The sequence below is a fragment of the Planctomycetia bacterium genome, from assembly GCA_015200345.1.
In the GTDB taxonomy this organism is placed as follows: Bacteria; Planctomycetota; Phycisphaerae; order UBA1845; family UTPLA1; genus PLA3.
The window spans coordinates 1,262,761-1,276,538 of sequence record CP054187.1; the positions used below are offsets into that span (position 1 = coordinate 1,262,761).

Sequence of the window (13,778 nt, forward strand, 5' to 3'; positions counted from 1 at the left end):
AAGGGGAAATGAAGCATGGGACTCACCGTAACGAACTCAAACACCTTGTCGTTGTTGAACATCCTCAACAAGACGTCGTCGGCGCAATCCGACACCCTGGCCAAGCTCTCCACGGGCTTCCGGGTCAACAAAGGCTCCGATGATCCCGCCGGGCTCATCGCCATCCAGAGCCTCAACTCCGAACTCGTTTCGGTCGACGCCGCGCTGTCCAACAGCGCTCGCGCCAAGTCGATGATGGACGTGGCCGATGGCTCGCTGAAGGAAATCTCCAGCCTGCTGACCCAGATCCAGTCGCTCGCCGCCGCCAGCGTCAGCTCGGGCGGTTTGTCCGGCGCCGAACTGGCCGCCAACCAGGCCCAGATCGACAACGCGATCACGGCCATTGACCGAATCGTCCGCACCGCATCGTTTAACGGCAAGAACCTGCTCGACGGCGCACAGTCGATCCGCGCGACCGCCAGCGATCCGACCAAGGTCTCGGACGTGCGCGTCTACTCCCGCCCGTCGGAGGATTCGACCCAGAGCTTCGCCGTCAACGTCCAGGCGGCCGGCACCGTCGCCTCGGCCACGCTGACCACCGTCAGCGCCGCGTCGCTGGGCGATGCGCAGTTCACCATCACCGGCGCGCTGGGCACGGCGACGATCACCGTGTCCGATTCCGACACCTTCACGGAAATCCGCGACAAGATCATCGCGGCGGCTTCGGAGACCGGCGTCTCGGCGTCGATCTCGGGCAGCGAGCTGCATCTCCAGAGCCGTGATTTCGGCTCGAGCAAGTTCGTCAGCGCCTCACTCATCAGCGGCGATACGGACTTTGCGAACATCGCCCGCACGACCGGCACCAACGCCACGGTGACGGTCAACGGCCAGCAGGCGTTCGTGGACGGCCTGAAGGTCTCGTTCAACAGCAACGGCACCAGCGGTGAGTTCACCCTGACGACCGCCGGCAACGTCGCCGGCAGCGCGGGCACTGTGGACATCGACGGTGGTGGCGCGACGTTCCAGCTCGGCACGACCAGCAACACGCGGTCGACCATCGGCCTGAACTCGCTCTACTCGCACGATCTGGGTGACAGCATCAGCGGCTACCTGAACACGATCAAGAGCGGCGGCAGCAACGATCTGTCCACCGACGCCAACAAGGCGCTTGAGATCGTCAAGAAGGCGATCAGCCAGGTCGCCACGGCGCAGGGCCGCATCGGCGGATTCACCAAGTTCCAGGTGGAATCGTCGGTCAACAGCCTCAACGCCACGAAGGAAGGTCTCACGGCCGCTCGAAGCACCGTCCGAGACATCGACTTCGCGGTCGAGACGGCCGAGTTGAGTCGTCAGAACGTGCTGCTGCAATCGGCGCTCTCCCTGTTGGGCGTCGCCAATCAGCAGTCCGGTCAAATCCTGGCGCTGCTCCGGTAAGGCTGAGGCAGCTCCAGGTCTGGTGGGTCCCAACCGGCGGGGTGGAGGCAATCCTCCATCCCGCCGTCTTTTTTACGAAGCACCGGGATGACTTATTGCGATTCGCGCCGCGCGAATCGGATTGCCTGACGCACCCAATCCAGACAGGCGTCCGGTGATGTGGCATAATCCTGAAAGACAATCGTCTCACAGCCCGTTTGTGCCGCCTCATGGGTCAGGCTCACGAGATGCGGCCCGTCGCGAACATCCGGCGGCCGACTTGGCATCAAGAGATCGATTTTCAGTTCCCCGGGCATGGGGGGTGATTCGTTCCGGACAGCCGCCAGCGCCGATCCCAGCTTGCGAACGGGTCTCGGCTCGTCAGGCAGCCCACCTCGCACGGCTCGCAGCGACATTCTCTCGCTGATTCCCTCCCACGTTCGAAGCGCGTGCCGCGCGGCGAACTCAACTGGATAACGGGATTCTTCCAATCGCAGCGACAACGACTTCCTGCATCGCTCGCGTAGCTGGCGAACCAGTGTGCGGGCGGATTCGTCCTGCCATCGCTCATAACCCGCCAGCGCGGCGACCTCCGCCACAACATCCTTCCATTCACGCGGCGCCGCATCCATCGCCGGCAGCGACGAGATCAGGTCTGTGATCTTTTTCTGCACCAGCGCGATGTCAACACCCGCGGCCTGCGCCTGTTGCCGGCACGACGGACAAAAACACCACGCCAGGCATTCACTGAACGGCTCACCGTCCGACGACGGCGAAGGAAACGTCAGGACGTCATACGCTGCCTGCGCCCTCGGACGGCGCGGCGCAGCGATCTCCACCACGTCGATCGGATAGTTGGATGACAAGTCCTCAATCAGCGCCGCGTGCAGCTCCTGCGTGTCGGGATGTGCAAAGCAAAGCGAATGAGGACTCACATCGCCCAGCGCGTTGATGATCGTCGCGACCGTCGATCGCTCCGGCATGGGGATCGATACCGGCAGCGCGGCGCGCACCTTCAACCGATGACGCTCCGCCAGCTTGCAAACGGCCTCCAGGGGATTACGAGACTTCATCCACGCCGCGATGCGCGGTCGCACGCGAACACTCGCATATTTTGACGCATCGAGCTGAAATTGAAGCCCCTTGTCGCAGGAATCAATCCGCGGCCCCATTGGCCCGCGCGGGTAAAGCGCCGCACCGCCGCTGCTGCTGACGTGTAGATGGATGCCGTCGACGCCGATCTCGCCGGCCAGACGCGCCAGCGCCTCCTCCGCGCCCTCCCGCTCGAGTTCCCACGGCTGACACTCGAAAAAAAATTGCTTCATCGCGCAACAGCCCCCGGCCGCGGACCTGGCGTGGTCCGTCGAGACAGGCTCGCCGGCTAATCGGATTCGCGATCCTTCGTGTCGATTTCGATCGGGGCATGCATGTGATTGGCCACGCTGGGTTTGCACAACACCTTATAAAAGCAAAACGTGACCAGCCCCAGCACGAAGCCGATCGAACCAATCATGAAGATCCAGCCTGCTGAAGTCATGATCGTGGCTCTCCTCCCTTCGTCCGCACCGGTCCCGCGCCCGAACCGCGCGAATCCGCCGACTCCGCCTTCCATCGCTTGCCGCCGATGCCGATCATGATCAGCAGGAATACCGTGACGACGACGATCAGGATAAAGCTAAGCATATTGACGTTGTCATCGCGGACCATTCGAACGAAACGCATCAGATCGCTCCTGAAGAATGAGCCGATCATGATGAGCAGGTAGAGCGGCGTCACGTACTTAATGACAAACGGGAAAAACCGCGGCAGCTTCATCTCCGCGCCTTCGTGCGCGAACTGCACCGCCCGCTTCACGCCGAAGACCCAGCCAAACAGCACCGTCTGCACCGCCGCCAGCATTACAATCGTCGTCGTTCCGATCGTCTCATCGAGGAAGTTCAACGCCTTGAGATCCTTGCTGAAGAAAATCACGAACAACGACCCCATGCCGGTGATCAGCCCCAGCAGCGCCACCGATCCGCGACGGCCGATCCCCAGCGCTTCTTCCAGAAACGCGATCGCCGGCTGCAACATGGACAGCGAACTGGTGATCGCGGCGAGGAAGAGCATGAAGAACCACAGGAAACCGAAGAATCGCCCGCCGGGCATGTACTCGAAGACAATCGGCAGGGTGTGAAAGCCCAGGCTGAACGTCCCCGTCGCTTGCGCGCCGGCGATGCCAAGAAACACAAACGCCGCCGGGATGGTAATCAATCCGCCCAGACACACCTCGAAAAACTCGTTGGTCGAACTGGCGGTCAACCCCGACAGCACGATGTCATCCTTGCGCTTCAGATAACTCGCATAGTTCACGATCACGCCGAATCCGACCGACAAGCTGAAAAAGATCTGCCCGGCCGCCGCCATCCAGACTTTCGGCTGCGCCAGCGCGGCGATCCAGCTTCCGCCGCCGTCCACCGGCTTGGGATTCCACATGAAGCCCAGGCCGTTCACCACGTTCAGGTCGGGCTGGTCAGGATTCGGCGTGCCCAGCGTCAGCACGCGCCCCAGCACAATGAACGCGCACAAGGCCATCAACGGCATGGCGTACGTGCAGAACTTCTCAATCCCCTTCGAAATACCACGGAAGATGATCAGAAAATTGACGGTAAACACGGCCAGCCAGACCACCACGCTGATATGCAGCTTGCCGTCAAGCATCAAGCCGTCCTGCTTGGCTCCTACGAAACTGTTGAAGTACTCCACGCTCCGGGCGGCATGTTGACTCTTGTCGTCTCCCAAGTCGATCCAATTAAACAAATAGCTGATGGCATAACCCAGGCACCACGACTCGATCAGGACGTAGTACATGTAGATGATGACCGGGATCAGCAATCCCAGCACACCGAGATAACGCCAGATCGGCCGCTTCCCCAGCACGCCGAAAATCGCCGGCGCGGAATTGAATCCGAACTGCCCGCCGTACTTGCCCATCGTCCACTCGGCCCAGCAGATCGGGATCCCCAGGAAAATCAGCGCGCAGAAATACGGAATCATGAACGCGCCGCCACCGTTGGCCGCCGCGTTGCCGGGGAAGCGAAGAAAATTGCCCAGCCCCACGGCCGACCCCGCAACCGCGAGAATGATCCCCAGCCGGCTGCCCCATTGCTCCTTTGGCTTGCTCATGCGTCGCGCGCTCCGTGATGTCGGATGGGCGTTGATCGAACCCGATCAGATCCGGATGAATCGAGGGAGCATACTCGGAACCCGAGGGATTGCAATCCGACGGCTTCGAACGCTCCTACCGGCTCGCACGAGTCACACCACAGCCGATGCGGAAGACTGCTCCGGCACGCGACCGATGGCGAACACAATGACCACCAACAGCACCGTGCCGATCACCAGCCCGACCCACACCGACAGGCCGAAATAGCCACACAGCAAATCGCCCGCCAGAATCTCCATTCCGGCCGCGACCAGTGCATACGGGATCTGCGTCCAGACGTGTTTCTCCAACGGGCACTCCGACGCCAGCGCCGACAACACCGTCGTGTCGCTGATCGGCGAGCAATGATCGCCGAAGACCGCGCCGGCCAGCACGCTGCCGACCGAGCCGTAGAACAGGCCCAGCGCCTGATCGTGCGGCATGTCGGCTGCAAGATGGCCGGCCAGCAGCACGGCCACGGGGCAGATGATGCCCATCGTCCCCCACGATGTGCCCGTCGCAAACGACACGACACACGAACTGACAAAGATCAAGAGCGGCAGCAGGGTCGGCGCGAAATCATGGGAGCGCAGCTCATGCACCGCGACCTTGCCGATGTGCAACTCCTTCATCGCGTCCGACAGCGTCCACGCCAGCACAAGAATCGCCACGGCGGGGAAGACCCGTTGTATGCCGGTCATCATCGACTCAAAAGCCGCAGCAAGCGTCTGGGCGCGCGAGGCCACGGAGATCGACAGCGCCGTGATCAGCGCGATCATCGCGCCATACAGAATGGAGATGTACGCGTTGGCCTCGCTAAGAATGCCGGCGATGTCTCGCGGCTGTTTGGGAGAATAAAAACCGGTCAGGAAGAGAATCGTCATGGTGGCGAAGATCAACACGCCGACCGGAATACCGGCATACCACCATCGCGCGGATTCGGCCGTGACGTTTCCCTTGACGAGGTCCTCCTCGGGTTGATTCCGCACGCGCCGTTCCGCCGCGCGCATCGGACCGAAATCGCGGTTCGTCACGGCAATCAGGAAAACCAGCACAAGCGTGAAGATCGCATAATATCGATACGGCAAACTCGCCAAAAAGGCCTGATACGCCGTAATCCCCTGCAAGAACGCGGGGCGGCTGCCCTCCGCATCGAGTTGGGCGAATCCGGCCCCGATGAAACCGACTTCCGTCGCGATCCACGTGCCGAACGGCGCGAGGGACGCAACCGGCGCCGCCGTGGCGTCAAGAATAAAGGACAATTTTTCGCGGCTGACCCGCAGGCGATCGAGGAGCGGCCGCATCGTCGGCCCAATAATGAGACAATTGGAATAATCATCGAAAAACACGGCCATGCCGGCGAGGTAGGTCGCCACCATTCCGCGAATGCGCGTCGTCGCAAGCCGTGCGATCTGCGCGACGAATGCCGACGTGCCGCCGTTGAGATTGATCACCCCCACGACGCCCGCGATGGTGAGCGTCGCCAGCACCGTCTGCACGCGCGACGGATCCGCCTCGCCGCTGTGCGACGGATCGGTCAGCGCGCCGACGAGATAGCGCTCGACCGCAAGGCGAAAAACCGCAATGAAGCCCGGCCCGCCGAACGCCTCGCCCGGCGGCAGGCAATGCATCATCAACGTGCAGGCCGTGAGAATCCCCAGAATCAGCGCGGGGAGAACCTGCCGCAGCAGGATCGCCACGGCAATCGCAACCGCCGCCGGCGTAACAACCCACAAACCGTAACGATCCTCCGGCGGGATCAGCGTCGGCGCCGTGGCAGCAGCCCCGGCGGGCTGCGTGGCCTGCGATGCGACGGTCGTCTCAAATCCAAACGCCGACGGGATGATACCCGCATGGAAGAGCCACGCAGCGCCCAGCGCGATCGCCGCCGCACAGGCAACGTGAGCCCGCCGCCGAGTCGATGCGGCGTCCGACACCGCGCCATGCCGATCCGGCAGGCCTTGCATCGAACGAGAAGCGTGTCGCCGCCATCGAAACATGGCCGCGAACGTTAGCGGCACACCACGCGCCGGTCAATCGCACTCGCGATTCTTCAGTATTTCTCTTTAGCCGACGAACTCGCACTCGACGCCGGCGCCGCGGTTTCGCCCCTGGCCTCTTTCAGAATCGCCACGCCCGCGCTGGCACCGATCCGCGTCGCACCCGCCTGCACCATCGCGCGCAGATCTTCGTAGCTGCGAATGCCCCCCGCCGCCTTCACGCCCATGCGCGTGCCGCGAACTGCCTCGGCCATCAGCGCCACGTCCGCCGCCGTCGCGCCGCCGCTGGAGAATCCCGTACTCGTCTTCACGAAATCCGCCCGCGCCCGCCGCGCCGCAACACAAGCCCGCACCTTCTCCTCGTCGGTCAGCAGCGCACACTCAATGATCACCTTGCAAATCGCGCGGCCGTCCACGCACGCATCGACGACCGCCTTGATATCGCGGAAGACCAGCTCGTCGTCGCCGCTCTTGAGCGCGCCGATGTTGATCACCATGTCGATCTCACGCGCCCCGTCACGAATCGCCCGCCGCGTCTCAAACGCTTTCACATCCGGCGTGTGCGCCCCCAGCGGAAAGCCAACAACGGTGCAGACCTTTACATCTGTGCCGCGCAGCATCGACGCGCACAGACTCACCCACGTCGGATTGATGCACACCGACGCGAAATGGTGAGCCGCCGCCTCACGGCAAAGCTGCTCCACCTGACTGCGCGTCGCCTCGGGCTTCAGCAAGGTATGATCAATAAACTTCGCCACGTCCTGCGCGATCGGGCCGCCGCCCAGGCCGAATGCGATCCGACCCGCCCCCATGTCGATCAAATTCCGCACCGCCGACGGATTCTTCTCCGCGCAGTGCCCATGACAATCGGCCCCGCAGCACGCACACGGCGCGCCAGCCGGCCAGTGCCCGCGCCCGGCCATCTCCGCGATTCGCTGTGCGATCCGGTCCAGGTCTTCGCTCGATAGATTCATGCCGCCGCTATCACCGCTCACGTTGCCGCTCCCGCCCCCAACGGTCCGTTGCTCCGATCCGGCTCCCTTGTCCGCAGAATGCCCGCCGCAAGGACACGTCGCTCCGCCGCCGCACTCGCACCCGCAAACTCCAGCAGCTCCCACAGCCGCCACGCCCCGTTCCAGCTCACCGATCATCGCCACGCGCTTCTTGTGCCGCTCCTCCGTGCACTCCGTCGTCAGAAATACATCGACGATCTGCTCCGCCAGCCCCGTGCCGATCAGCCGCGCGCCAAGCGTCAGCACGTTTGCATCATTATGCTCGCGGCTGTTCCGCGCGCTGGAGACATCGTAACACAGCGCCGCGCGGACCCCGCGAATCTTGTTCGCCGCCATCGACGAACCAATCCCCGCGCCATCAATCATGATCCCTCGCGCGCACGAACCGCTCGCCACCTGCCGCGCCACTTCGGCTGCGATCACCGGGTAATCCGCCGTCGCACCGTCGAACGTGCCGCAGTCCTGCACCGCCAACCCGCGGCCGCCCAGCCATTTAGCCAGATGGGTCTTTAGCTCGTAGCCGCCGTGATCCGATCCGATCGCGATCCGCATGGGTGTTCCAGTCGCCGAACACAGGTGCTCGGTGCCTCGACCGATCCAAAAATCCAATCGATTTCCCTAACGCTATCCGCGCGACCCATCTTATACTTGATAGTCGGGCGGCCCAAGTCACCTCACCCGCCGGCCCACGACGCGACGCCAGCAGGATTTATCATGCCGGAGTCAACGCCATCCGAGCCGCGCCTCTGCGTCTGCCACATCTTCGACGAAGAATGGGCCCATGCCTGCATTCATAGCCTGCGCTACCTCCTACTGGGGCTCGTCGACGCCGCCGTCGAAACGCTCCTCGTCATGCCCGCAGGCCGCACGCTTCCCACACCGCCGGCCGGTCCCATCGCGCTTTTGACCTGTGAGCAAGGCAACTGGCTCACGCGCCGCGCGCAGGCCCGGCGGATCGTCGCCCGAATCCGCGAGAAACTGGCAGCCATGAAATCCACCGGCCCGGTCATCGCGCACGGCTTCGGGCCGCGGTCTCTCCCCATTGCGGCCGAGATCATCGCCGGACGCGACGGCGCGGTCGTGCTGACGCTCGACGGCGCCGAATCTCATGCCTTGCCGCACCTGGGAATCAAACTCGAGCACCCGCCAACGATTCTCGCGCCGACGCCGCCCATCGCCCGAAGATTAAGCACGGTTCACGTCGCGCCCCGCGTCGAGATCGCGCCCCTCGGCGTCCCGGCCGCCGATCGCGTCGCCGCCTTTGACGACGAATCGGCCGAAATCGCCCTGATCTTCGCCGGTCGCCTGACCCCGGCGGCCCGGATCGACTTGCTCCTCCGCGCGCTGAAGCGCCTGCTTGCAACGCTGCCACACGCCATGCTTTTCCTCGCGGGCAAAGGTCCCGCCGAACCGGCCCTGCGACAGCTCGCCGACGCCCTCGGAATCGCCTCAAATGTCATCTTTGTCGGACGCGTCGAGCCGATTCGATCCGTCCTGCGATCCGCCGATGTCTTCTGCATCCCGCACTGGGACGGCCGATGGTGTGAAGAAGTCATCGAGGCCATGGCGGCGGGACTGGCCATCGTCGCACCGGAAAACGGACCCATCGAGTCGCTTCGCCACGGCCAATCTGCCCTCTTGTTCCCCGAGAGTGATGAGTTTCGACTGGCCGAATACCTGGAGCGAATGACGCAGGATCGCGCGACGGCCCGCCGGCTCGCGGCCGAAGCACAGAACGCCTGCCGGGCCGAGCATCAGGTCAGCCGGATGGTGCAACAACATCTCGCCGTGTACCGATCGCTGGCATCGCGCGGGAAGACGCTCAAGCTGGACACCAACCGATAACTCATTCCCGCAATCGCCGGACGTCGCCAAAGGGCAGTGCCGATTCGGACGTTCCACCCGTTCCGACGCAAACGGCGACGATTATCGAACCGTTGCGATCGCAAATCGTTGATTCGCTCCGCGCCGGCGGCATACAATCGACACGGGCGTCTTGAAGTCGCGTCGTGTTGACGTTTCGACGTGTTGACGTTTCCAAAGGGGGGAGACACATGCTGGGGATCCATCGCCTGCATCACTACACTTGTCTGGCTGTCCTCGCGCTCGGCGTGACGACCGCCGTCGGCTGCCACAAGCCCGAGAAGTGGTCGTACACCGGACCGCGCGTCTATCTCATCGAAGGCACGCCCGATGAGGAATCCGACGGCCTCGAATACGTCCGCAATCAGCTCGTCGCGCAGGAAATCAACGCAAAAATGTACACGCCCGACGACTGGCTCCGCATCGTCGTCGACATCGACGCCAAGCCCGATGAAGAAGTCATCCTCGTCGGCCACGGCCACGGCGCATTCCTGGCGACACAAGTCGTCCGCCACTACGCGCAGCACCACAAGACAAAGCACATCGAAGCCGTCTACACGCTCGATGCCTTCAACAAGGACTGGCCGCACAACGCACAGGAACGCGGCGACGCGGACGAGCATTGCAAGCCCATGCAGACGCCCATCGGCCACAACGCCCTGCGCGTCCGCAATTACAACCAGACCAATCCCGACTCCAAGCGCTGGGGCAGCGATCTCGTCTCCACGCGCGGCTCGAACATCGCCGAAGAGCATCCCTACTACTGGTACGACGATTACTGGGATCGCCGCGAAGTCACCGGCCAAACGCTGCGCGAAGAAGTCACCAGCCAGGGCGTGACCCACGAAACGATTGACAACGCCCCCAGATTGGTCCAACGTATCGTCCGGCAGTGCCGCAGGTCGGCCCTCTCGCCGTTCCACTACACGCCGCCCGAGCATCACCCGGATGTCAAGCCGAAGAAAGCACCGCAAAGCCGATCGCAGCGAAAAGCGGGCTAATTCCGGCGAATCATGTAACGTCCGAGCCGGATCCGAAGCAGTCCGAACCGGGTCAGTCATGACCCGGAATGGTCGAAGCGCGGCGAACGCTTCCGTTCCCGCGTGGCTCGGCTGGAAACGAAACATCCTCTACGCGGCGCTGGCGGCCCTCGTCAGCGCCGGTTTTATTTATCAACTCACGCGGCCGCACAGCCTGCTCGGCGGCATCCTCGGATGGGAACTCGAACGCATCGACGATGCCTCGCGCGACGGAGCTGCCACCCGGACCGGCGCGATCACCTGGGCCGGCCTCTTCGCGCAGCTCGAACGAAAAATGCCCACGCTGCCCGACGCCCGTCCGCGCGCCGGCACCGCCCAACTCATCGCCGCCGTCGAGGCCGTTCAGCGCGGGAAAATTTTGGCCGCAGTCGCCGCCGAGCGATTCGCGCCCGCCGAAGACGCTGCGACGTTCAATCTGGTCGCACGACTCGCCTATGCCTGGATCCGCGATCGCGCCACGCCTCCTCACTCGCCCGATCCCATTGCACGCTTCCATGCCATGGCGGCCGTCCTCGACGCCCAGCCGCCGGCCACGACCTCGACGCTTTACAACGACCCGCTGCACGACGCCTGGCGCGACGTGCTGCAAACCGCGATCCGACGGCAGGACGTCATCGCCTCCTGCGTGCGGAACTACCGCCACTTCGACATCCGCGAACACTACGCCGCCCTGCCGACGATTCACGCCACGCTCACCGCGCTGGCCCGCGATCTGCACTCCGCCGGCCACACCCCGCAAGCCGAAACCACCCGCCAATGGCTCGACCGCGCCTACATGGGCCTGATCGACAACGAACGCGACTACGCCACCCGCCTCCTCGCCGCCGAGCTGCTCGCCGATGTCCGCGCGGCCGACTTCTACACCGCCGCGCCGAACCACCACCGTCCGAGCAAGCTGCGCGAGGCGTTTCACGAGCAGGCAAAGGAGTGCAAGTCGGACCTCGTAGACTTATATAAAGCCCCCAGGGCTACGCCTTCGTCAGGTCACATGAGCGATAGTGCCCTCGCATATTGTATGGGCCTTGCTGCCGCAACGATTGGGGCTGTGGTAGCTCTCGTCTGCCAAGTGTTGGCATATTCGCTGCGTTTTGTTTCCCATCGGCTTGGCTCCGAGCGAAGTGTTAACTCTGCAACCATTATGCCAGAGAAAGCGCACTTGTGGATTTCAATGTTGGGTCCGATTTTGGTATTTGGCTTCTTTGGAAGAGCAACCCCCTTCTTGTTGGGTCAGTCCGGTTCGATTGAAGGATATGTCGTTCGCCTTGCCGTTATTGCAACCATCGCTGCAATAAGCATGAGCCTTGTATCCGCCAGAGTAACGAAATTAAACGCGCCGGCGGCAAACATGCTTGGCCTCGCGGCGATCGTTTGTCTGACATTGGTGCTTTTTCTCGAACCTGAAGGTGGTCTTTGGCCAGCCTTGCGAGTACTGGATATTGGCTTTGGCGCATTGCCAGTGATTGGTTCAGTGTTGCTCCTGGCGGTAATCACAACAACAGTTGCAATAGGCGATTCGCTTCGCAACGTTTTCTCTGTTTTTGTCCGCACGTGGATCATAGGTGGGATTTGTTGTTACGGGTCTTACCAATTGCTTTACAATCTGGATGAACAGTATCGAAACACGGTATCCGTCCATCGTTACGACGAAATTGCCGCGCGGCTTGGCTCCGATTGGAAATCGCTGCTGCCGCCAGCCGTGAACAGCACGTCGAGTGTTCCAGCACCTGCCTCGACGAGACCCTCCCCATGAACGCCCAACTCATCAGCATCGGCACCGAACTCACGATGGGCCAGACCATCGACACCAACGCCGCGTGGCTGGCGCAGCAGCTCGCCGCCGTCGGCATCGAGTGCGATCGTCACGTCACGGTCCCAGACGACCTCGCGCCGATCACGCGCGCCATCCGCGAAGCCGCCGGCGAGGCCGACCTGCTGCTCATCACCGGCGGACTCGGCCCCACCGTGGACGACCTCACGCGCCAGGCCCTCGCCGACGCCGCCGGCGTGCCGCTTGAGTTTCGCCCCGAATGCCTCGCCGCCATCGAGGCCTTCTTCGCCCACCGCAATCGCCCCATGCATCCGCAGAACCGCGTGCAGGCCATGATCCCCGCCGGCTTCAGCCCCATCGACAACACCTGCGGCACCGCCCCCGGCATGACCGGACGTCTAAAAAAGTCTATCGTCTTTGTCATGCCCGGCGTCCCGCGCGAGATGAAAACCATGTTCGCACGCGACGTCCTCCCCGCCATTCACGCCGCATCCCCCTCTCCCTCCCAGGGAGAGGGCCGGAGTGAGGGTCCAACGCCTGCGCGACATGCCACCGTCATCCTCCAGCGCGTCATACGCACCTTCGGCATGCCCGAGGCCGAGGTCGGCGAAAAAATCGCCGATCTCATGGCCCGCGGCCGAAACCCCACCGTCGGCACCAGCGCAGCCGACCTGATCATCTCCATCCGCATCAACGCCCGCGCCGAATCCGAACTTGCCGCCCGAGCGCTGATCGACCACGACGCCGATGAAATCCACCGACGACTCGGCATCGCCGTCTTCGGCGAGGGCGACGACACCATCTCCGACGCTGCCGCGCGGCTGCTCATCGCACAGAAGAAAACCATCGCCACGGCGGAATCCTGCACCGGAGGCCTCATCGCCAAGCGCCTCACCGACGTGCCCGGCAGCAGCGCCTACTTCATCCAATCGTTCGTCACGTATTCAAACGACGCCAAGCAGCGGCTGCTCGAGATCCCCGCCGAACTCCTCGCCGCGCACGGCGCGGTCAGCCCCGAGATCGCGCAGGCCATGGCCGCCAACTGCCGCCGACTGGCCGGCACCGATTTCGCCCTCTCTGCCACCGGCATCGCCGGCCCCACCGGCGGCACGACCGACAAACCCGTCGGGCTGGTGTACATTGCGCTTGCCCAATCTGGCTCATCAACGAGCCATGCGAACGCGACAAACTCTGAACTGCCAATGAGCCGCGGGACATCATCGAGCCGCGGGCTTCAGCCCGCGCGGCCGATCCAACACGAGCGAACGCCCGATTCCGATTGCAGCGTCTGCGTCAAGGAACTTCGTTTCGGCGAATCGCTCACCCGCGACGAAATCCGCGATCGCACCGCCAAAGCGGCGATCAATTTGCTGCGCTTGGCGTTGTTACAAGCGCCATGAGTTTGCATCGCCGCGCGGGCTGAAGCCCGCGGCTCGTTATGGTAACGCGGCTCATTGCCGGCTGCCGCGTTACAAACCACGGCGTTGCAGGAGTTGCCGCACGCGGCTGCAACTCGTC

Annotated in this window: 10 protein-coding genes and 1 pseudogene; 5 read left to right on the forward strand and 6 right to left on the reverse strand. The window is 63.3% G+C overall.

The features are described from left to right. Window positions 1-15: 15 nt before the first annotated feature. Window positions 16-1,413 (forward strand): flagellin, encoded by a 1,398-nt coding sequence (locus HRU71_05315; GenBank protein ID QOJ02941.1) that lies wholly within the window; start codon window positions 16-18, stop codon window positions 1,411-1,413. Window positions 1,414-1,505: 92 nt separating this feature from the next. On the opposite strand, the gene HRU71_05320 is transcribed toward HRU71_05315, so the two are convergent. The 6 genes and pseudogenes from HRU71_05320 to rpiB form a co-directional block, all read right to left on the reverse strand. Next, on the reverse strand, window positions 1,506-2,717 hold the full coding sequence (locus HRU71_05320; GenBank protein QOJ02942.1) for a hypothetical protein: 1,212 nt from the start codon (window positions 2,715-2,717) through the stop codon (window positions 1,506-1,508). A 56-nt stretch (window positions 2,718-2,773) separates the two neighbouring features. Then, window positions 2,774-2,929, reverse strand: a complete 156-nt coding sequence (locus HRU71_05325; protein ID QOJ02943.1) for a hypothetical protein — start codon at window positions 2,927-2,929, stop codon at window positions 2,774-2,776. Next, window positions 2,926-4,557 carry a sodium-dependent transporter gene (locus HRU71_05330; protein ID QOJ02944.1) on the reverse strand — a complete coding sequence of 544 codons (1,632 nt, stop codon included), beginning with the start codon at window positions 4,555-4,557 and terminating at the stop codon, window positions 2,926-2,928. Before HRU71_05330 ends, HRU71_05325 begins: the two co-directional genes overlap by 4 nt. A gap of 132 nt (window positions 4,558-4,689) precedes the next feature. Continuing rightward, window positions 4,690-6,576 carry a hypothetical protein gene (locus tag HRU71_05335; protein ID QOJ02945.1) on the reverse strand — a complete coding sequence of 629 codons (1,887 nt, stop codon included), beginning with the start codon at window positions 6,574-6,576 and terminating at the stop codon, window positions 4,690-4,692. Window positions 6,577-6,629: 53 nt separating this feature from the next. After that, window positions 6,630-7,346: a deoxyribose-phosphate aldolase gene (gene deoC, locus HRU71_05340; GenBank protein ID QOJ04925.1), complete on the reverse strand. Its 717-nt coding sequence runs from the start codon at window positions 7,344-7,346 to the stop codon at window positions 6,630-6,632. A 360-nt stretch (window positions 7,347-7,706) separates the two neighbouring features. Beyond that, window positions 7,707-8,141 (reverse strand): annotated as a pseudogene (gene rpiB / locus HRU71_05345) (ribose 5-phosphate isomerase B). 162 nt (window positions 8,142-8,303) lie between these two features. Between rpiB and HRU71_05350 the strand changes: the two are divergent. The 4 genes from HRU71_05350 (at window position 8,304) to HRU71_05365 (ending at window position 13,660) form a co-directional block, all read left to right on the forward strand. Then, on the forward strand, window positions 8,304-9,434 hold the full coding sequence (locus HRU71_05350) for a glycosyltransferase family 4 protein (protein QOJ02946.1): 1,131 nt from the start codon (window positions 8,304-8,306) through the stop codon (window positions 9,432-9,434). Between the two features lie 209 nt (window positions 9,435-9,643). Next, window positions 9,644-10,453, forward strand: coding sequence for a hypothetical protein (locus HRU71_05355; GenBank protein QOJ02947.1), 810 nt, complete (start codon window positions 9,644-9,646; stop codon window positions 10,451-10,453). A gap of 58 nt (window positions 10,454-10,511) precedes the next feature. Beyond that, window positions 10,512-12,242: a hypothetical protein gene (locus HRU71_05360; GenBank protein ID QOJ02948.1), complete on the forward strand. Its 1,731-nt coding sequence runs from the start codon at window positions 10,512-10,514 to the stop codon at window positions 12,240-12,242. Continuing rightward, window positions 12,239-13,660, forward strand: a complete 1,422-nt coding sequence (locus HRU71_05365) for a competence/damage-inducible protein A (GenBank protein ID QOJ02949.1) — start codon at window positions 12,239-12,241, stop codon at window positions 13,658-13,660. The genes HRU71_05360 and HRU71_05365 overlap by 4 nt, the downstream gene beginning before the upstream one ends. Window positions 13,661-13,778 lie beyond the last annotated feature (118 nt).

Excerpts from the sequence above, each read along its gene's own strand:
- HRU71_05320 (QOJ02942.1), bottom strand. The coding sequence starts at position 2,717 with ATGAAGCAATTTTTTTTCGAGTGTCAGCCGTGGGAACTCGAGCGGGAG.
- HRU71_05325 (QOJ02943.1), bottom strand. The coding sequence starts at position 2,929 with ATGACTTCAGCAGGCTGGATCTTCATGATTGGTTCGATCGGCTTCGTG.
- HRU71_05350 (QOJ02946.1), top strand. The coding sequence starts at position 8,304 with ATGCCGGAGTCAACGCCATCCGAGCCGCGCCTCTGCGTCTGCCACATC.
- HRU71_05365 (QOJ02949.1), top strand. The coding sequence starts at position 12,239 with ATGAACGCCCAACTCATCAGCATCGGCACCGAACTCACGATGGGCCAG.
- HRU71_05315 (QOJ02941.1), top strand. The coding sequence starts at position 16 with ATGGGACTCACCGTAACGAACTCAAACACCTTGTCGTTGTTGAACATC.
- HRU71_05330 (QOJ02944.1), bottom strand. The coding sequence starts at position 4,557 with ATGAGCAAGCCAAAGGAGCAATGGGGCAGCCGGCTGGGGATCATTCTC.
- HRU71_05335 (QOJ02945.1), bottom strand. The coding sequence starts at position 6,576 with ATGTTTCGATGGCGGCGACACGCTTCTCGTTCGATGCAAGGCCTGCCG.
- HRU71_05360 (QOJ02948.1), top strand. The coding sequence starts at position 10,512 with ATGACCCGGAATGGTCGAAGCGCGGCGAACGCTTCCGTTCCCGCGTGG.
- HRU71_05355 (QOJ02947.1), top strand. The coding sequence starts at position 9,644 with ATGCTGGGGATCCATCGCCTGCATCACTACACTTGTCTGGCTGTCCTC.